This window comes from Nocardioides hwasunensis (genome assembly GCF_014779665.1).
GTDB classification, from domain to species: Bacteria; Actinomycetota; Actinomycetes; order Propionibacteriales; family Nocardioidaceae; genus Nocardioides; species Nocardioides hwasunensis.
Genome location: NZ_JACXYY010000001.1, coordinates 590,406 through 608,207, shown reverse-complemented (window position 1 = coordinate 608,207; position 17,802 = coordinate 590,406). Strand labels below are relative to the sequence as shown.

The following is a 17,802-nucleotide window of genomic DNA, read 5'->3' as shown; positions in this document are numbered from 1 at the left end:
GGTGAGTCTCAGACGAGGCTGGCGCGGTCGCGCTGGATCGAGCCGAGCAGCCCGTTGACGAACGCCGGGGAGTCGTCGGTGGAGAGGTCCTGCACCAGGTGCATCGCCTCGCTCACCGCGACGGTCTCCGGGACGTCGGCGTCGCCCCAGAGCAGCTCGAAGACGCCGATGCGGAGCACGTTGCGGTCCACCGCCGGCATCCGACCGAGGGTCCAGCCCTTGCTGTAGGTCGTCAGCACCTCGTCGATCCGGGCCTGGTGCTCGACCACGCCGCGCACCAGCGTGCTGGTGTAGTCGTTGGTCGGGCCCTCGCCGGCCTCGATGGCACGGTCGAGCGCCATCGCCGGGTCCTCGGAGCGGAGCTCGGAGGCGAACAGGATGTCCAGCGCGCGCTTGCGGGCCTTGGAACGGGCAGCCACGTGATGTCAGGCCTTGACGCGGCCGAGGTAGGACGAGTCGCGGGTGTCGACCTTGACCTTCTCGCCGGTGGTGATGAACAGCGGGACCGCGATGGTGTGGCCGGTCTCGAGCGTGGCGGGCTTGGTGCCGCCGGTCGAGCGGTCACCCTGAAGGCCCGGCTCGGTCTCGGAGATCAGCAGCTCGACGGAGGCGGGGAGCTCGATGAACAGGACGCGGCCGTCGTTGGTGGCGACGATCGCCTCCTGGTTCTCCAGCATGAAGTTCTTGGCGTCGCCGACGATCTCCGGCGTGACCTCGAGCTGCTCGTAGGTGCTGGTGTCCATGAAGACGTAGGACGAGCCGTCGTTGTAGAGGTACTGCATGGTGCGCTTGTCGACGTTGGCCGTCTCGACCTTGGTGCCGGCGTTGAAGGTCTTGTCGACGTTCTTGCCCGACTCGACGTTGCGGAGCTTGGTGCGCACGAAGGCGGGACCCTTGCCGGGCTTGACGTGCTGGAACTCGACGACGGCCCAGAGCTGACCCTCGATGCGCAGGACCATGCCGTTCTTGAGGTCGTTGGTGCTTGCCATGTGGTCTCTGTCCGCCTTCGTCGCTGTGGGTGATGTCAAGGAGTGTCAGGGATGAGCGGGCGCCGGACCGCGGTCACGGCGCCGACGCGCCAGTCTAGTCGCGGGCCGCGAGACCCATGAAATTGCTCGCCTGTGTAGCGTCGACCCCATGCGAGTCACCATCTTCGGCGGACACGGCAAGATCGCGCTCATCCTGGCTCCGATGCTGGTCGAGGCGGGGCACGAGGTCACCTCGGTCATCCGCAACCCCGACCACGTCGTCGACGTGGAGGCCACGGGCGCGAGCGCCGTCGTCGCCTCGGTGGAGGACGCCGACGAGGAAGCGCTCGGCGACCTGCTCAGTGGGCAGGACGCGGTCGTCTGGTCGGCCGGTGCCGGTGGCGGCGATCCGGACCGGACGTACGCCGTCGACCGCGACGCGGCGATCCGCTCGATGGAGGCGGCCGCCTCGGCCGGGGCCGCGCGCTACGTGATGGTGTCGTTCTCCGGCGCCGACCCCGACTCGCTCGTGCCCGAGGACAACCCGTTCCGGCACTACCAGGACGCGAAGATCGCCGCCGACGACCACCTCCGCGAGACCGAGCTCCAGTGGACGATCCTCGGCCCGGGCACGCTGACGCTCGAGCCGGGTCACGGCTCGGTGAATCCCGGGGCCGGCTTCAACGACGGTGACACCACCTCGCGCGAGCTCGTCGCCCAGGTCGCGGTGGCAGTGCTCGACGACCCGCGGGCGCTGCGCCAGACGCTGGTGTTCGGCGACGGCGACGTCCCGATCGATGCCTGGCTCGACACCCTCTGAGGGCCGTCCTCAGGCCAGCTCGCGCGCCCGGTCGGCCGAGACCCGGAGGTCGCGCCGGTCGGTGACGGCGAGGCGTGCCGCGGACGCCAGTGCGCCCAGGTCGCCGTCGGCGACCCGCCACACGTCGTCGAGGACCTGCGGAGGCGGGGCCACCTCGCCGTAGCAGTCGTGCCAGGCGAGCTCGAGCAGCTCCAGCAGGTCGAGCGCGGCCTCGGCGTACGCGCCGTACTCGAGCGAGGCGCGCCCGCGCGCGGCTGCACGTCGCCCGGCACGGCTCACGAGCGACGACGGCACGCGGCCGCCGCTCCCGGCGCCGACGACTCCGTCGCGGACCATCATCGCGCTGCCCTCCTCGGCCGGACGACGCTCATCGTGTGCAGCAGCGCGTCGCGCCTCGCCGCGCGCACCTCCCCGACCTTCACCTCGCAGGCCCAGCACCGATCGGTGGCGACACAGCAGGTCGCCTCCCGCACCTCGGCCTCCAGCTGGTCCGCGTGCGCACTCCCGCTCAGGACGCTCCGCATGTCGACTCCTCCACTCCGCGACACCGACTCATGGGTCGGCATCCACGACGAGTGTGCCGAGGGCGGGCGGCTCACCACATCCGTAGTCCTACCGATCTAGGCTCGGGGCGTGCCCGAGTCCCCGCCAGCCGCCGCGGTCGTCCGACGCGCCGTGGAGGCCGACGCCGACGGCCTCGCCCGGCTCGCCGCCCTCACCTTCCCGCTGGCCTGCACCCCGCAGACCTCACGCACGACCATCGAGGCCCACGTCGCGGCCCGTCTCGGTCCGGACAGCTTCCGTCGCCAGCTCGCTGATCCGGCGTACGTCGTGCTGCTGGCCGAGGCCGGCCCGGGCGCGGACCCGATCGGCTACACGATGCTGATCGCCGGGGAGCCCGACGACCCGGACGTGTCGCAGGCGATCCGGCTGCGCCCGACGATCGCCCTCGAGCGGTTCTACGTCCACCCCGACCATCACGGCTCCGGGATCGCGACGCGCCTCATGGCGGCGACCCTGGAGGCCGCTCGGTCGACCGGGGCGCGGGGCGCCTGGCTCGGTGTCAGCGAGGACAACGGACGCGCGAACGCGTTCTACGCCCGCCACGGGTTCGAGGTCGTCGGGACGAAGCAGTTCCACATCGGCGACGTGGCCGAGCGCGACAACGTCCGCGAGCGGGAGCTGTGACCGCTCGGACGCGCTAGAGGTCGACCTCGCCGGTGATCCGGGTGACGGCGTCGCCGGAGACCCAGACCCGGTCGGCTTTGGACTCGATCCGCACCCGGCCCTCGCGACCGATCACGCTGCCCTGCCGGGAGGTGTAGGCCGACGGCAGCGCCCCGGTGCCGATCAGCCACTGCGCGAGCCCGGCGTTGGCGCTGCCGGTGACGGGGTCCTCGCCGAAGAGGCCGCCGCCGCCCCACAGCGCCCGGACCTCCACGTCGGCGCCCAGCTCGGCCGCGCGGGCGTCGTCCCACCGGCCGATGACCGTGACGTCGAGGTCGCCGAAGGCGGCGACGTCGGGACGCACGGCGAGCACGGCCTCGGCCGTCCCCAGGTCGACGCCGATCCAGCCCGGCCCGTTGTCGATCCAGGCCATCCCGTGGACGTCGGCCTCGCTGACGGCGAGCGCGGCGAGCACCCTGTCCCGCAGGTCGGGCTCGACGGGGCCGGACCGCTGCAGCGGCGGGGCCGCGAAGCCCAGCTGCGGCGAGCGGCGTACGTCGACGAGGCCGGCGCGGCACTCCTGCACGATCACCTCGCCCTGCGGCACTCCCCCGGCCTCCAGCCACGCGTGGGCACTGCCGAGCGTGGGGTGCCCGGCGAACGGCAGCTCGCCACTGGGCGTCCAGATCCGCACCCGGTAGTCGGCGGCGGGGTCGGTCGGCGCGCACAGGAACGTCGTCTCGGACAGGTTGGTCCAGCGTGCGAACGCCGCCATCTGCTCCTCGCTGACCGCGTCGGCGTCGTGGACGACCGCGAGCGGGTTGCCGAGCCACGGCTCGGCACTGAAGACGTCGACCTGGCGGAAGGGCAGCATCTGCCGATCCAATCAGGTGTGCGACGCCCAGCGGCGCGCGGCCTCGTCGGCGGCCGCCGCCATCAGCTCGGTGAGCTCCGGGCGGTCGGGCACGGGGAAGGAGACGTAGCCACCACGCCCGCCCGCCACCGGGCGCCCGTAGGCCTTGGCGGCGAGCGCGCCGTCCGGGAGCAGCCGGATGGTGATCGTCTGGAGCTCGAACTCCTCCTCGCGCCGGGTGTCGCGCCACCGCAGGTCGTCGGGGACGACCACGTTGATCGCGAGCGCGCTGACCTCGACCGGGGTGCTCATGCGGCTGATCGTGCCACGCCTCGGCCACGGGTGAGCCCGGCGGCGAGCACGACGCCCCAGGCCAGGAACAACGGGTCCCAGAGGAACGCGTGTCCGATCATGCCAGCACGGTCGTAGCCGCCGTCCGGCACGATGAGACCGATCAGCACCAGGTTGCCCACCACGGTGTTCAGCCCTCCCCACAGCACGAGCACCACGGCGCCCAGCCAGCACGCCGTGCGGGTGAACCACCGCAGAGGCCAGCCCTGACGGGCGGCGACGAGGGGGACCCAGGCGGCGACCAGCTTGACCACTCCGATGGGGAGCAGGAGCCACTCCCATCCCGCGAAGGCGTCGACCATCCGCCGTCCCAGGGTCTCGACGAGCCACCCGCCGCCGACACCCCAGTAGAGGCTGAACGCGGCGTGGACCGTGCCGAGGAGTCCGGCGAGGAGCAGCGGGGCGCGGCCCCCTGCGCCGTACGACGTCACGGCGTGGCGCTGGCCAGCACCTCGAGCGCCTGCCGGTAGCCGTCGATGCCCTGCCCGGCGATCGTCACGGCGGCGTGGGGCTCGACGACCGAGGTGTGGCGGAACTCCTCCGCGCGCTGCTTCGGGTCCGAGATGTGCACCTCGACCAGGGGCGCGGTGAGCTGGGCGCAGGCGTCCCAGAGGGCGAGGGAGTAGTGCGTCCACGCTGCGGCGTTGAGCACGACGGGCGTGCCGTCGTCGGCGGCCGTGTTGAGCCAGTCGAGCAGGTCGCCCTCGTGGTTGGTCTGGCGCACCTCGACCTCGAGCCCGAGCTCGCTGCCCCACTCCACACATCGGTGGGCGAGCTCGGCGTGGGTGGTGTCGCCGTAGATCTCGGGCTGCCGGCGACCCAGACGGCCGAGGTTGGGGCCGTTGAGGACGAGCACGCGGGTCACGAGTCGCGACCTCCGATCGCGGCGTACGCCGCCCGCAGGTCGTCCTCGCTCGGTCCGGCGAGGATCCGCGGCGTGGCGAGGTCGTCGAGCACGACGAACCGGAGCTGGGAGCCACGGGCCTTCTTGTCGACCTTCATCGCCTCGTGCAGCTCGTCGAACGACGCTGCGTCGTACGTCGTCGGGAGCCCGACGCGGCCGAACGCAGCGCGGTGCCGCTCCACCAGTGCGGGGTCGAGCGCACCGGCTCGCGCGGCGAGCTCGGCGACGTAGACGCAGCCGATCGCGACGGCCTCGCCGTGGCGGACGGTGTAGTCGCTCGTGCGCTCGATCGCGTGGGCCAGGGTGTGGCCGTAGTTGAGCACCTCGCGACCGGGGTGCCCGTCCACGCCGCCGGTCTCGCGCAGGTCGTCGACGACGACGTCGATCTTGACCTGGATCGCCCGCTCGACGAGCTCACGCAGCTCGGGCGAGCCGGCGGTCAGCGCGTCGGGGTCGGTGCGCTCGACGAGGTCGAGGATGGCCGGGTCGGCGATGAAGCCGCACTTGACGACCTCACCGAGGCCCGCGACGAGCTCCTCGCGCGGCAGCGAGGCCAGCAGCGACAGGTCGCACAGCACGCCCGCGGGCTCGTGGAAGGACCCCACGAGGTTCTTGCCGGCGCCGGTGTTGATGCCGGTCTTGCCCCCGACGGCGGCGTCGACCATGGCCAGGAGGGTGGTGGGCACGTGCACCACGCGTACGCCGCGCAGCCAGGTCGCGGCGACGAACCCGCCGAGGTCGGTGCTCGCCCCGCCGCCGAGGGTGACCACGGCGTCGGAGCGGGTGAAGCCGGCCTCGCCGAGCGCCTCCCAGCAGTCGGCGGCGACCGGTGCGGTCTTGGCGCGCTCGCCCTCGGGCAGCCCGAGCGCGAGGACGTCGTAGTGCTCGACGAGGATGTCGACGACCGGGTCGGCCAGCGCGCCCAGCGAGCCGGCGTAGAGCACGGCGACACGCTCGACGGAGCTGCCGAGGATCGCCGGCAGACGGGCGGCGAGGTCGTGACCGACCACGACGTCGTAGGGCGAGGCGCCTGCGACGTGGAGCACGGTGTCCGTCATCGGACCAGCCCCTGGATCTCGGTCGCGACCTCGTCGGGCGTGCGCCCGTCGGTCTCGACCACGTGGGTGGCGACGGACTCGTAGACCGGGGTGCGCTCGTCGAGCAGCGCCTTGATGCGGGCGCGGACGTTGCCGAGCAGGAGTGGGCGACCGCTGCCGAGGCCGACCCGCTTCACCGCGTCGGAGAGGCCGACCCGCAAGAAGACGACGGGCACCGAGGCGAGCAGCTCACGGGTCTCCGGGCGCAGGACCGCGCCGCCGCCGAGGGCGAGCACGCCCTCGTGCTCGGCCAGTGCGGCCGAGACGGCCGTCGCCTCGAGGTCGCGGAAGTGGTCCTCGCCCGACTCCACGAAGATGTCGGAGATCTCCCGCCCGGTGGTCGCGACGATGTCGGCGTCGGTGTCGCGCACCGGCAGGTCCCACGCGGCGCCGAGGAGCTCGGCGACGGTGGTCTTGCCGGCCCCCATCGGGCCGACGAGCACCACGCGTGGCGGCATCAGCGGAACCGCAGGGTGTCGAGGTAGGACTCGGCGTTGCGACGGGTCTCGTGCACGGAGTCGCCACCGAACTTCTCCACCACGGCGTCGGCCAGCACCAGCGCCACCATCGCCTCCGCGACGATGCCGGCCGCGGGGACGGCACAGACGTCGGAGCGCTGGTGGTGGGCCACGGTCGCCTCGCCCGTCGACACGTCGACCGTGCGCAGCGCCTTCGGCACGGTCGCGATCGGCTTCATCGCCGCGCGCACGCGCAGCGCCTCGCCGGTCGACATGCCGCCCTCGGTGCCCCCGGAGCGACCCGACGTGCGACGCAGGCCCTCGTCGGTGGAGACGATCTCGTCGTGGGCGAGCGAGCCGGGCGTGTCGGCGAGCTCGAAGCCGTCGCCGACCTCGACACCCTTGATCGCCTGGATGCCCATCAGGGCGCCGGCGAGCCTCGCGTCGAGTCGCCGGTCCCAGTGGACGTGGGACCCGAGGCCCGGCGGCAGGCCGTGCACGACGACCTCGACGACGCCGCCGAGGGTGTCGCCGTCCTTGTGGGCCTGGTCGATGCGGGCGACCATCGCGGCGCTCGTCTCGGGGTCGAGGCAGCGCACCTCGTCGGCGTCCAGCCGCTCGACGTCGTCCGGCAGCGGGACGACGCCGGCGGGCGCCTTGACGCCACCGAGCGCGACCACGTGGGACACGATGCGCGCGCCGACGGCCTGCTCGAGGAAGTTCGACGCCACGCGACCGAGGGCCACCCGGGCCGCGGTCTCCCGGGCCGAGGCGCGCTCGAGAATCGGACGGGCCTCGTCGAAGTCGTACTTCTGCATGCCCACGAGGTCGGCGTGGCCGGGTCGGGGCCGGGTGAGCTTGGCGTTGCGGGCCAGCGCCTCGAGCTCGACCGGGTCGACGGGATCGGCCGACATGACCTTCTCCCACTTGGGCCACTCGGTGTTGCCCACCTCGATGGCGACCGGGCCGCCCTGGGTCTCGCCGTGGCGCACGCCGCCGAGCACGCGGACCTGGTCCTGCTCGAACTTCATCCGCGCGCCGCGGCCGTAGCCGAGCCGGCGGCGGGCCAGCGAGTCGGCGAGGTCGTCGGTCGTGACGCGGACGTGGGCGGGCAGCCCCTCGAGGATCGCCACCAGCGAGGGACCGTGGGACTCGCCTGCTGTGAGCCATCGGAGCATGGCAGAAGTCTCTCAGCCCCAGATGCCGCCAGCGAGCGCGGTCCCCCAGACGAGACCCACGAGGGCGCCGAGGACCATGAACGGCCCGAACGGGAACGACTTCTTGAGCATCGACCGGTCGCGCCGGGCGATCGCGAGGCCGAGGGCGGGAAGGGCGAACGCGATGAAGCCGATCCACAGCCCGATCGCCAGGGCACCCCAGCCGACCCACCCGAGCACCAGCCCGACGGGAGCGGCGAGCCGGACGTCACCGAACCCCATGCCGGCCGAGCGGAGGAACCACAGCAGCCAGAAGAACGACCGCGCCACCACCATCGCGGCGAGCGCCCGCAGCAGCGCCTCGCGCTCCCCGGTCGCCAGCCCGACGACGACGACCACGGCGATGGCCGCCAGCGTGGCGGGTACGACGACCACGCGGGGCAGCAGCCGGGTGTGCCAGTCGATCACCGACAGCGCGACCGCGACGGGAGTCAGGGGCACCAGCCAGAGCAGCGGCCAGTCGAGCCCGGTCGCCCAGCCGAGCAGCGCACCGCAGGCCGACGCGACGACGACGCTGCGCCACGCCAGGCCGGGTCGCGCCGCCATGTCGGCGTAGAGCATCTTCGGCGGCTCGTCCTCCGGCGTCTCGTCGGGAGTGCCCTCGGGCCTCTCCTTCGGCCTCGGTTCGGGCACCCGCCCGATCAACGTCGGGACCAGCAACCCGCCCAGCCCCGCCGCCACGGCGGCGACGAGGACGGCGATGAGGGTGTCGTTCACGGGGACATTCAAGCCGGGTTGCGGGCCGCGAGGGCGCGTTCGCCCGCTTCGCGCATCACCGCGAGCGGCGCGGTCCGGCCGGTGAACAGCTCGAACTGCAGCGCAGCCTGGTGCACGAGGAGGTCGAGCCCGCTGACGAGCGCCCGGCCGGAGGCGGTCGCCGCGGCCGCGAGCGGCGTGGGCCACGGGTCGTAGAGCGCCTCGAAGACGACCGGGACGTCGCGCCACCGATCGACGAGCTCGCCGGTCTGCGCCGCCGCCGGCACGGTCGAGACCACGACGTCCACGGCGGAGCCCGGAGCCGGTGGGCCGGACGCGTCGCTCCGCTGTCCCCCGCCGAGTGACCGGACGGTGATCGCGGGCGCCGCCGGGTGCGACCGCAGGAGGTCCGCCGTCTCGGCCGCCCGTGACTCCTCGCGCACCAGCAGCTCGATCGAGGTCACCCCCAGGTCGGCGAGCGCCAGCCCCACCGAGCCGGCGGTGGCACCGCCGCCCAGGATCGCCGCCGAGGCCAGCGGCATCGTCGTACGCTCCCGGATCGCGGCGGCCGCTCCCGGCAGGTCGGTGTTGTCACCCGTCCGGGTGCCGTCGTCCTCGAGCACGAGCGTGTTGACCGCGCCCGCGAGCCGCGCCCGGTCGGTGAGGCGGTCGACGAGCGGGATCGCCTCGCGCTTGAGCGGCATCGTGAGCGACAGCCCCCGCCAGCCCGCGCCGAGGCCGCCGAGGAACTCCGCCAGGCCGCCCGCCGGCACCCGGTGGGCGTCGTAGGCCCAGTCGAGGCCGAGCGCGCCGTAGCCCGCAGCGTGGAGCACCGGGGACAGCGAGTGGGCGATCGGGTCGCCCAGCACACCACAGCGTCGAGTACCGCTCACCTCAGCAGCGGTCCGACGTCTCGCAGTAGGTCTTGTACTCGTCACGGCCGACCAGGAAGCCGGCGTAGTCGTCGTAGAACTTCGTCTCACCGGTGGCGAGGTCGACCGTGACGTAGTAGTACCAGTTGCCCTCGGCGGGGTTGGCCGCCGCCGCGATCGCCTCGTCCCCCGGCGCCTCGATCGGGGTCGGCGGGAGACCGGCGTTGATGCGGGTGTTGTAGGGGGTGTCCTCGGCGAGCTGGTCGGGCGTGAGCTCGGTGGAGCCGGGCGAGAGACCGAGTCCGTAGGCGATCGAGGCGTCGATGCCCAAGGTGCCGTTGGTGCCGCCCTTGTCGCCGGGCCCGTCCAGCCGGTTGTAGATCACCCGGGAGATCTTCGGCATGTCGTCGCCGCGGCCCTCGGCCTGGATGAGCGAGGCGATGATCATCAGCTCGGCCGGGGTCTTGCCCAGTGCTGCGGCTCGGCCCTCGAGGTCGGCCGCGTCAGCGGCCTGCTGCCACCGGGTGGTCATCATCTTGAGGATCTGCACCGGCGTCATCCCCGGCTTGATCTCGTAGGTCGCCGGGAAGAGATAGCCCTCGGCGTTGCCGTCGGCGTAGTCGGGCAGACCGATCTTGCCCGGCTGTCCGAGCGCGCGGTTCCAGGCGCGGGCGGGGAAGTCGGTGTTCTCGGCCAGGGTGGAGACGATCTCGGTGAGGCGGAGGCCCTCTCGGATCGTGACGGTCGGGTATCCGATGAGGTTGCCCGGGTCGATGAGCACGTCGAGGGCCTGGGAGGCGCTCATCTGCTTCTTGAGCTCGTAGGCGCCGACCTGGATGCCGCTGGAGTCGGGCTCGCCGTTGGCGGCGTCGATGAACGCCTGGACGGACTTGGTGACGCCGTCCTCCTTGAGGTTGCGACCCATCTGGGCGATGGTGTCGCCCTCGTTGACGCTGAACTGCACCGAACCGGTGCCGGGACCGGGATAGTCCTCGGGACCCTGGAACTGGTCGGCGACCCAGGAGACGCCCTTGGTCAGCCCGAAGTAGAAGCCTCCGACGAGCACCGCGAGCGCGACGAGCACCGCGACGCACCCCTTCAGGCCGCGGCCCTTGCGCCGCTTGCCCCCAGGCACGTAGTCGTACTCCTGCTCGAACCCGGCCTCGTCCGGCTGGGTCTCGTGCTCACTCATGGGTCTCCGTCACCTCGACGATCTCTCCCGGCGCCTGCCCGCTGGACCGCTCCGTGTCGAGTGCAGTCTGCAGGATCAGCACCGCGGCTGCCTGGTCCACCACGGCGCGTCTCTTCGCCCCGTGCCGGCCCTGCTCGCGCAGGATCGACTCGGCCGAGACCGTGGTCAGTCGTTCATCACACATTCTCACGGGGACGGGCGCAACTCGGCGGGCCAGCCTGCCCGCGAGGTCGCGCGCCTTCTCCGCGGCCGGCCCCTCGGTGCCGTTGAGCGACCTGGGCAGGCCGACCACGACCTCGACGGCCTCCGTCTCCGCGACGAGCTGTGCGAGGCGGCGTACGTCGCCCTTGCCCCGCCGCACCGTCTCGACCGGGGTCGCGAGGAAGCCGGACGGGTCGCTGCGCGCGACGCCGACCCGGGCGTCCCCGGGATCCACGCCGAGGCGCACTCCGAACCTCATGCTCGGCGCTCAGCCCTGCGCAGCCTTCGCGGCCACCTCGGACGCGACGAGCGTGAGCGCCTCGTCGATGCGGGAGGCGTCGGTGCCACCGCCCTGGGCGACGTCGTCCTTGCCACCGCCCTTGCCGCCGAGGAGCGGGCCGACCGCCCGCACGAGCTCGCCGGCGGACAGGCCACGGGCGCGCGCCTCGTCGTTGGTCGCGGCGACGACGGACACCTTGCCATCGGCACTGCCGATGATGACGACGACGCCCGGCTCGCCCTGTGGGAGCCGCCCACGCACGTCCATCGCGAGGTTGCGTACGTCGCCTCCCGCAGCGCCGTCGGCGCGGTGCGCCACCAGCCGGACCGGGCCGACCTGGGCGGCGCCGGCCGCCAGCTCGGCGCTGGCTCCGAGGAGCTGGGCCAGGCGCGCCCTCTCCAGCTCCTTCTCGGCTGCGCGCAGGCGCTCGGTGAGTCCCTGCACCCGGTCGACCAGGTCGTCGGGCTGGGTCTTGAGCAGCCCGGTCAGCTGGGCGACCACGTCGCGCTCGCGGGCGAGGTAGCCGAAGCCCTCGACGCCGGTCAGCGCCTCGATGCGCCGGTTGCCCGAGCCGACGCTCGTCTCGCCGGTGACCACCACGGTGCCGATCTGCGAGGAGTGGTCGACGTGCGTGCCGCCGCAGAGCTCGCGCGACCACGGGCCGCCGATCTCGACGACGCGCACCTTGGTGTTGTCGTAGGTCTCGCCGAAGAGCGCGATGGCGCCCCACTCCTTGGCCTGCTCGAGCGTCATGTAGTCCCAGCCGACGGCCAGGTCCGCGCGCAGCGCCTGCTGCGAGACGCGCTCGACCTCGCGGACCTGCTCGGGGCTCAGCGCCTGCGTCCAGCCGAAGTCGAGACGGAGGTAGCCCGGGCGGTTGTAGGAGCCCGACTGCAGGGCGGTGGGACCGAGCACCTCGCGCAGGGCCGCGTGCACCACGTGGGTGCCGGAGTGCGCCTGGCGGGCGCCCGTGCGCCACTCGGGGTCGACGCGCGCATGGACCTCACCCGTCCCGGCGGTCGGGGTCAGCTCACCGTCGAGCACCCGGACCTGGTGCACGACCAGGCCCTTGACCGGGCGCTGCACGTCGAGCACCTCGAGCCGGCCGCCGTCGAAGATGATCGTGCCGGCGTCGGCGACCTGACCGCCGGACTCGGCGTAGAACGGTGTGCGGTCGAGCACGAGCTCGCCGATCTCGCCCTGCGCGAGGTGCGACACGGAGGCGCCACCGCTCAGCAGTGCCAGGGGGCGCGACTCGGTCTCGAGCGTCTCGTAGGCGAGCCACTCGGTCGGGCCGAACTCGTCGAGGATCCCGCGGTAGACCGCGGTGTCGCCGTGGGCGCCCTTCTTGGCCCGGGCGTCGGCCTTGGCCCGCTCCCGCTGCTCGGCCATCAGGCCGCGGAATCCCTCCTCGTCGACGCTCAGCCCTGCCTCGGAGGCCATCTCGAGGGTCAGGTCGATCGGGAAGCCGTAGGTGTCGTGGAGGGCGAAGGCGCGCTCGCCGGACAGCGTGGTGCCGCCGGACTGCTTCACCTCCGACGAGGCGGTGTCGAAGATCTGGGTGCCGGCCTGGAGGGTCTTGCGGAAGGCGTCCTCCTCGGCGAAGGCGACCTGCGAGATCCGCGCCCAGTCGCTGACGAGGTTGTCGTAGGTCTGGCCCATCACGTCGCGCGAGACCGGCATCAGCTCGGGCAGCACCCGGTCCTCGCAGCCCAGCAGGCGCATCGAGCGGACGGCGCGGCGCAGCAGGCGGCGCAGGACGTAGCCGCGACCGTCGTTGCCGGGCGTGACGCCGTCACCGATGAGCATCATCGAGGAGCGCACGTGGTCGGCGACCACCCGGAACCGCACGTCGTCCGCCGGGTCCGCGCCGTAGCGCTTGCCGGTCATCTGCTCGGCCTTCTCGATCACGCCGTAGACGACGTCGATCTCGTACATGTTCTGCTTGCCCTGGAGCAGGAGCGCGACCCGGTCCAGCCCCATGCCGGTGTCGATGTTCTTCTTCGGCAGGGAGCCGGAGATGTCGAAGTCGGACTTGGAGCGCACCGCGCTGAGCTCGTCCTGCATGAAGACGAGGTTCCAGATCTCCAGCAGCCGGTCCTCGAGCTCGACCGGCATGTCGGGCCCGAGCGTGGACGGGTCGAAGTCGGGGCCGAAGTCCGGACCGCGGTCGTAGAGGATCTCCGAGCACGGGCCACCGGGCCCGGGCACGCCCATCGACCAGTAGTTCTCCTTCGGGCCGAGCTGGACGATGCGCTCGCGCGGGAAGCCGGTCACCTGCATCCACAGCTCGATGGCCTCGTCGTCACCGACCAGCACCGACGGGTAGAGCCGGTCCTTCTCCAGGCCGTAGCCACCGTCGCTGATCGGCGTCGTGATCAGGCTCCAGGCCAGCTCGATGGCGCCCTGCTTGAAGTAGTCGCCGAAGGAGAAGTTGCCGCACATCTCGAAGAACGTGCCGTGGCGCGTGGTCTTGCCGACGTCCTCGATGTCCGGCGTGCGCACGCACTTCTGGATGCTGGTCGCCCGGTCGAACGGCGGCGTCTCCTGGCCCAGGAAGTAGGGCTTGAAGGGGACCATGCCGGCCGGCACGAAGAGCAGGTTGGGGTCGTCGGCCAGCAGCGAGGCAGAGGGCACCACGGCGTGTCCGGCGGCCTCGAAGTGCGCGAGGAAGCGGCGGCGGATCTCGGCGGTGTCCATCAGGGCAGGTCCTTCATCTCGGTGCTGGTCAGTTCGGGAACTCCATGGGGCCGCAGGCCCAGCTGCTCGCGCAACTCGGTTTCGCGCTCGGTGCGGCCCTGCTGGACCTCCTCCGCGAACAGCCGGGCGCCCACCTGCCAGCCGCGGAGGCGGTCGCGCAGGCCGTCGGCGGTCAGTGACTCGGCGGCACGACGGGCGCGGGCGGCGGCGTACACCCCGACCCCCGCCCCGGCCACGAACCAGAGTGGGCGACCCATCAGGCGACGTCCTCCCTGAGGTCGCCGTCCACGTCGCGGCGGGCGGCGGCGCGCTCACGGGCGCGGAACTCGCGCAGCGCCTGCTTCATCTCCGCGCGGCGCTCGCGGCCGGCCTGCTTGGTCTCCTGGCGGACGTGGAACCGGATCCGGTTGCGGCTCTCGGGAGAGAGCGCTCGGCGCAGGCCGTGGGTCCAGGAGGCGGCCTTGACCACGCTCTCGCGCGCCACGATGTCGGCGAAGAGCCGCCCGTCGATCGGCCGGGCGAGCGGGACCTCGGGATCGGGCGGGTCCGTCGGGGCCGTCGTGGCCGCCGCGCCGTCGCCGACACCGGTGATGACGTAGGTCGTCGCTCCGGTGTCCGCGAGCGGCACCGGGACGTCGGTCGCCGGTGACTCCAGGAGCGCGACCCGCGCGACCAGGGTCTCGAGCAGGCCCTCGGCACGACGTGCCCGACGGCGCGCGAGCAGCGCCAGCACGAGCGCGGTGAGCGCCACCGCGCCGGCTGCGACCAGCCACACCTGCTCCGTCGTCACCGGGACACCCTATAAGGGCGCCCGACAGGCCGCGCGCGTCACCGCAGGACGAAGAGGTCCTTGTAGTTGGGTGCGCTCGCGGCCGCGTCCCCGCTGGGGTTGCCGACCTGGTCGCCGAAGACGAAGAGGTGGTTCATGTAGGCGACCGGGATGATCGGGAAGTAGCGCTCGAGGATCATCTCGTCGAGGTCGCCCCACGCGTCCGCCTGCTCGTCGATCGGCAGCTCGGCGATGGCGTCCATCGCGGCGTCGACCGCGGGTTCGTCGAAGTGCGCGGTGTTGAACGGGGCCCCGCTCTTCAGCAGCGGCGGCAGCAGCGCCGACCCGGCCGGCCACGCCGGGCACCACCCGACCCCACGGAGGTTGAGCAGCTGGTTCACCTTGTTGTCGGGGTCGGTCCAGACGCTGTAGGTCGATCCCTGGACAGGGATGCTCCTGACCGAGAAGCCCCCCGCCTCCAGGCCGGTCGTGACCTGCTCCTGCATCGCGCTGGCGCGGGCGTCGATCGAGTTGTAGGCCATCGTGATCGGGTAGGGCTCGTCGGCGTAGCCGGCCTCCGCCAGGAGCTCGCGCGCCCGCTCGGGGTCGTACGTCAGCGGCTCGCCGTCGATGCGGAAGTCGCTCTGGCCCGGCATGCCGGGCGGCATGAGCGAGCCGGCCCGGACCCGGGTCACCCCCGGCACGTCGCCCGCGGCGAGCCAGGTGTCCTCGGCGGGATAGGCGTAGGCCAGCGCCTTGCGCACCCGGATGTCGGTGATCTTGCGGTAGTCGGGGGTGATCGTGGCGACGCACTGCGAGGTCTGGTGGACCAGTCGCTGTCCCAGTCGGTCGTTGGCCTCCTGGTAGCGGCTGGCGCTCAAGGACGTCGCCACGGCGGTGCGGCTGGCCGCGTTGCCCGAGAGCATGATCTCGTCGACCTTCGCCTGGTCCTGGCTGAACTTGAACACGAACGTGTCGACGTACTGGTGACGAGCGGGATCGGACGCACCCTCCCACTCCTCGTTGCGCACGAGCACGAGCTCCTCGTCCGGCTGCCACCTCTCCACCTTGTAGGGGCCGTTCGCCATCGGGCGCTGCGCGTAGCGGGTCGGCTCGGATGCCGAGCCCCGCGGCGCCGGGCCCATGACCATCATGGCGCCGTAGTAGTCCATGTCGGGGAACGGCCTCGTCATCGCGATGGTCACGTCCTGTCCGTCCACGGTGACGCCGTCCCAGCCGTCGCACTCGGGGTCCTGGCCGGTGTAGGGGCCGTCGTAGTCGTCGGCGCCGGCGAAGTAGTGGGTCGAGAACTCGTTCCCGGGCCCGGACGGGAAGGCCTCCGTGTCGAGCGACCGGCAGATCCCGAAGGCGACGTCGTCGGCGGTCACCGGGCTGCCGTCCTCCCACGTCGCGTCGTCGCGGATGGTGAAGGTCCACTCGGTGAAGTCGTCGTTCGGGGTGCCCAGGTCGGTGGCGAGGTCCGGCACGAGCACCGGCTGCCCCTCGTCGCCCCGGGCGTACTGGGTCAGCGACCGGCTCACCAGCGCCTGCTGGATCGCGTTGCCCGGCGCGGACTGGGCGTCCGTGGGGTCGAGGGTGTCCGGTCCCGGGGCGCTCGGCAGGTAGACGGTGAGCGTCCCGCCGCTCGTCGCTCCGTCGACCTCCGCGGCCGGACCCGTCAGCGTGGGGTCCTTGGAGCCGACGCCCTGCGGCCCGAACGTGCGGACGGCGCCACTGTTCTCACGGTCGGCGGACCCGGGCCGACCCGTGGTGCAGGCGGCGAGCGCGACGAGCAGGGCACATGCCACCCACGCCGTCGATCGGGATGGGGGCATGCTCATGCCTTGCCCCGCACGATCCGCCTGACCCGCTCCCAGCGCTCCTTGACGCCGGCCTCGGAGCCGAGGCTGGTGGGCGAGTAGTAGGACGCGTCCGCGAGCACATCGGGTAGGTACTGCTGCTCGACCACGCCGAAGGCCTCGTCGTGCGGGTAGCGGTAGCCCTTGCCGTGACCGAGGTCCTTGGCACCGCCGTAGTGGGCGTCGCGCAGGTGCGAGGGAACCTGCCCGATCTTGCCCGCGCGCACGTCGGAGAGAGCTCCGTCGATCGCGACGATGACCGCGTTCGACTTCGGGGCGATGGCGAGGTGGATCGTGGCCTGAGCCAGGTTGATCCGCGCCTCGGGCATGCCGATCAGCTGCACCGCCTGCGCGGCCGCGACCGCGGCCTGGAGCGCGGTGGGGTCGGCCAGGCCGATGTCCTCGCTGGCATGGACCACGAGGCGCCGCGCGATGAAGCGGGGGTCCTCCCCCGCCTCGATCATCCGTGCGAGGTAGTGGAGCGCGGCATCGGGATCGGAGCCGCGGATCGACTTGATGAAGGCGGAGATGACGTCGTAGTGCTGGTCACCCTGCCGGTCGTAGCGCACGGCTGCCTGGTCGACGGCCGTCTCCGCGGTGACGAGGTCGATGGACTCCCTGCCGCTGCTCACGGCCGCGCCCGCGGCCGCCTCGAGGTAGGTGAGGGCGCGTCGCGCGTCACCGCCGGCCAGGCGTACGAGGTGGTCGCGCGCGTCCTCGTCCAGCTCGGTCGAGCCGGACAGCCCGCGCTCGTCGACCAGCGCCTGGTCGATCACCTCCGCGACGTCGTCGTCGGTCAGGGACTGCAGCCGCAGCAGCAGGCTGCGCGAGAGCAGCGGACTGATGACGGAGAAGAACGGGTTCTCGGTGGTCGCGGCGATCAGGGTGACCCAGCGGTTCTCGACGCCGGGCAGCAGGGCGTCCTGCTGGGCCTTGCTGAAGCGGTGCACCTCGTCGACGAAGAGCACGGTCTCCTCGCCGGTGCGGACGAGCTCGGCGCGGGCACCGTCGATCGCGGCGCGCACCTCCTTCACCCCCGCCGACACGGCCGAGACCTCGACGAACCGACGGCTGGTCTGCTGGCTCACGATGGCCGCGATCGTGGTCTTGCCGGTGCCGGGCGGTCCCCACAGGAGCAGCGACATCGACTGGTCGCCCTCGATCAGGCGACGCAGCGGCGACCCCGTGGCGCGCAGCTGCTGCTGGCCGACGAGCTCGTCGATCGTGCGCGGGCGCATGCGCACGGCGAGCGGCGCCGACGCGTGCGTGTTGGCACCGAGCGATCCCGACCCCGGAACCTGGCCGGGCACGGCTCCGCGCGCGGGCTGCCCGGCGCCCGGGATCTCGAACAGGCCATCCACGTCGGTGAGTCTCTCCCACTGCGCCGACAGCGCCGGC

Annotated in this window: 22 protein-coding genes; 2 read left to right on the top strand and 20 right to left on the bottom strand. The window is 72.5% G+C overall.

Annotation, left to right across the window (positions count from 1 at the left end; genetic code table 11):
• Positions 1-8: 8 nt before the first annotated feature.
• Positions 9-419 (bottom strand): transcription antitermination factor NusB, encoded by a 411-nt coding sequence (gene nusB, locus IEZ25_RS03020; RefSeq protein WP_191197885.1) that lies wholly within the window; start codon positions 417-419, stop codon positions 9-11.
• Between the two features lie 6 nt (positions 420-425).
• A complete protein-coding gene (gene efp / locus IEZ25_RS03015; protein ID WP_191197884.1) occupies positions 426-989 on the bottom strand; it encodes an elongation factor P in 564 nt (187 codons plus the stop codon).
• Positions 990-1,137: 148 nt separating this feature from the next.
• Here efp and IEZ25_RS03010 point away from each other — a divergent pair, with 148 nt between their 5' ends.
• Complete coding sequence (locus IEZ25_RS03010; RefSeq protein WP_191197883.1) at positions 1,138-1,788, top strand: SDR family oxidoreductase; 651 nt, start codon at positions 1,138-1,140, stop codon at positions 1,786-1,788.
• Between the two features lie 9 nt (positions 1,789-1,797).
• Here the strand turns inward: IEZ25_RS03010 and IEZ25_RS03005 are convergent, their stop codons facing one another.
• Positions 1,798-2,127 (bottom strand): hypothetical protein, encoded by a 330-nt coding sequence (locus IEZ25_RS03005; protein ID WP_191197882.1) that lies wholly within the window; start codon positions 2,125-2,127, stop codon positions 1,798-1,800.
• On the bottom strand, positions 2,124-2,312 hold the full coding sequence (locus tag IEZ25_RS03000) for a hypothetical protein (protein WP_191197881.1): 189 nt from the start codon (positions 2,310-2,312) through the stop codon (positions 2,124-2,126). The genes IEZ25_RS03005 and IEZ25_RS03000 overlap by 4 nt, the downstream gene beginning before the upstream one ends.
• Positions 2,313-2,421: 109 nt before the next feature.
• Between IEZ25_RS03000 and IEZ25_RS02995 the strand changes: the two genes are divergently transcribed.
• The gene (locus IEZ25_RS02995; protein ID WP_191197880.1) at positions 2,422-2,976 is read left to right on the top strand and encodes a GNAT family N-acetyltransferase; all 555 of its coding nucleotides are present in this window, start codon (positions 2,422-2,424) and stop codon (positions 2,974-2,976) included.
• Positions 2,977-2,989: 13 nt separating this feature from the next.
• On the opposite strand, the gene IEZ25_RS02990 is transcribed toward IEZ25_RS02995, so the two are convergent.
• The 16 genes from IEZ25_RS02990 to IEZ25_RS02915 are packed head-to-tail and all read right to left on the bottom strand — an operon-like array spanning position 2,990 to position 17,765.
• A complete protein-coding gene (locus IEZ25_RS02990) occupies positions 2,990-3,829 on the bottom strand; it encodes a PhzF family phenazine biosynthesis protein (RefSeq protein WP_191197879.1) in 840 nt (279 codons plus the stop codon).
• A gap of 12 nt (positions 3,830-3,841) precedes the next feature.
• Positions 3,842-4,120, bottom strand: coding sequence for a hypothetical protein (locus IEZ25_RS02985; protein ID WP_191197878.1), 279 nt, complete (start codon positions 4,118-4,120; stop codon positions 3,842-3,844).
• Positions 4,117-4,590 carry a DUF3995 domain-containing protein gene (locus IEZ25_RS02980; protein ID WP_191197877.1) on the bottom strand — a complete coding sequence of 158 codons (474 nt, stop codon included), beginning with the start codon at positions 4,588-4,590 and terminating at the stop codon, positions 4,117-4,119. The genes IEZ25_RS02985 and IEZ25_RS02980 overlap by 4 nt, the downstream gene beginning before the upstream one ends.
• Complete coding sequence (locus IEZ25_RS02975) at positions 4,587-5,024, bottom strand: type II 3-dehydroquinate dehydratase (RefSeq protein ID WP_191197876.1); 438 nt, start codon at positions 5,022-5,024, stop codon at positions 4,587-4,589. The genes IEZ25_RS02980 and IEZ25_RS02975 overlap by 4 nt, the downstream gene beginning before the upstream one ends.
• Positions 5,021-6,121, bottom strand: a complete 1,101-nt coding sequence (gene aroB / locus IEZ25_RS02970; protein WP_191197875.1) for a 3-dehydroquinate synthase — start codon at positions 6,119-6,121, stop codon at positions 5,021-5,023. Before aroB ends, IEZ25_RS02975 begins: the two co-directional genes overlap by 4 nt.
• Complete coding sequence (locus IEZ25_RS02965; protein ID WP_224748276.1) at positions 6,118-6,618, bottom strand: shikimate kinase; 501 nt, start codon at positions 6,616-6,618, stop codon at positions 6,118-6,120. Before IEZ25_RS02965 ends, aroB begins: the two co-directional genes overlap by 4 nt.
• A complete protein-coding gene (gene aroC, locus IEZ25_RS02960; protein ID WP_191197874.1) occupies positions 6,618-7,796 on the bottom strand; it encodes a chorismate synthase in 1,179 nt (392 codons plus the stop codon). The genes IEZ25_RS02965 and aroC overlap by 1 nt, the downstream gene beginning before the upstream one ends.
• A gap of 12 nt (positions 7,797-7,808) precedes the next feature.
• Positions 7,809-8,552, bottom strand: coding sequence for a prepilin peptidase (locus IEZ25_RS02955; RefSeq protein ID WP_191197873.1), 744 nt, complete (start codon positions 8,550-8,552; stop codon positions 7,809-7,811).
• Positions 8,553-8,560: 8 nt separating this feature from the next.
• Positions 8,561-9,424, bottom strand: coding sequence for a shikimate dehydrogenase (locus IEZ25_RS02950; protein WP_191197872.1), 864 nt, complete (start codon positions 9,422-9,424; stop codon positions 8,561-8,563).
• 1 nt (position 9,425) lies between these two features.
• Positions 9,426-10,595: an endolytic transglycosylase MltG gene (gene mltG, locus IEZ25_RS02945; protein WP_191197871.1), complete on the bottom strand. Its 1,170-nt coding sequence runs from the start codon at positions 10,593-10,595 to the stop codon at positions 9,426-9,428.
• Entirely contained in the window at positions 10,588-11,055 is a 468-nt protein-coding gene (gene ruvX, locus IEZ25_RS02940) for a Holliday junction resolvase RuvX (protein ID WP_191197870.1), read from the bottom strand. Before ruvX ends, mltG begins: the two co-directional genes overlap by 8 nt.
• Positions 11,056-11,064: 9 nt before the next feature.
• A complete protein-coding gene (alaS, locus tag IEZ25_RS02935) occupies positions 11,065-13,776 on the bottom strand; it encodes an alanine--tRNA ligase (RefSeq protein ID WP_191197869.1) in 2,712 nt (903 codons plus the stop codon).
• On the bottom strand, positions 13,776-14,033 hold the full coding sequence (locus IEZ25_RS02930; RefSeq protein ID WP_191197868.1) for a DUF6167 family protein: 258 nt from the start codon (positions 14,031-14,033) through the stop codon (positions 13,776-13,778). Before IEZ25_RS02930 ends, alaS begins: the two co-directional genes overlap by 1 nt.
• Positions 14,033-14,566: a hypothetical protein gene (locus tag IEZ25_RS02925; RefSeq protein WP_191197867.1), complete on the bottom strand. Its 534-nt coding sequence runs from the start codon at positions 14,564-14,566 to the stop codon at positions 14,033-14,035. Before IEZ25_RS02925 ends, IEZ25_RS02930 begins: the two co-directional genes overlap by 1 nt.
• A 38-nt stretch (positions 14,567-14,604) precedes the next feature.
• Positions 14,605-16,380 carry an ABC transporter substrate-binding protein gene (locus IEZ25_RS02920; RefSeq protein ID WP_191197866.1) on the bottom strand — a complete coding sequence of 592 codons (1,776 nt, stop codon included), beginning with the start codon at positions 16,378-16,380 and terminating at the stop codon, positions 14,605-14,607.
• Between the two features lie 2 nt (positions 16,381-16,382).
• Positions 16,383-17,765 (bottom strand): replication-associated recombination protein A, encoded by a 1,383-nt coding sequence (locus IEZ25_RS02915; RefSeq protein ID WP_397182969.1) that lies wholly within the window; start codon positions 17,763-17,765, stop codon positions 16,383-16,385.
• Positions 17,766-17,802 lie beyond the last annotated feature (37 nt).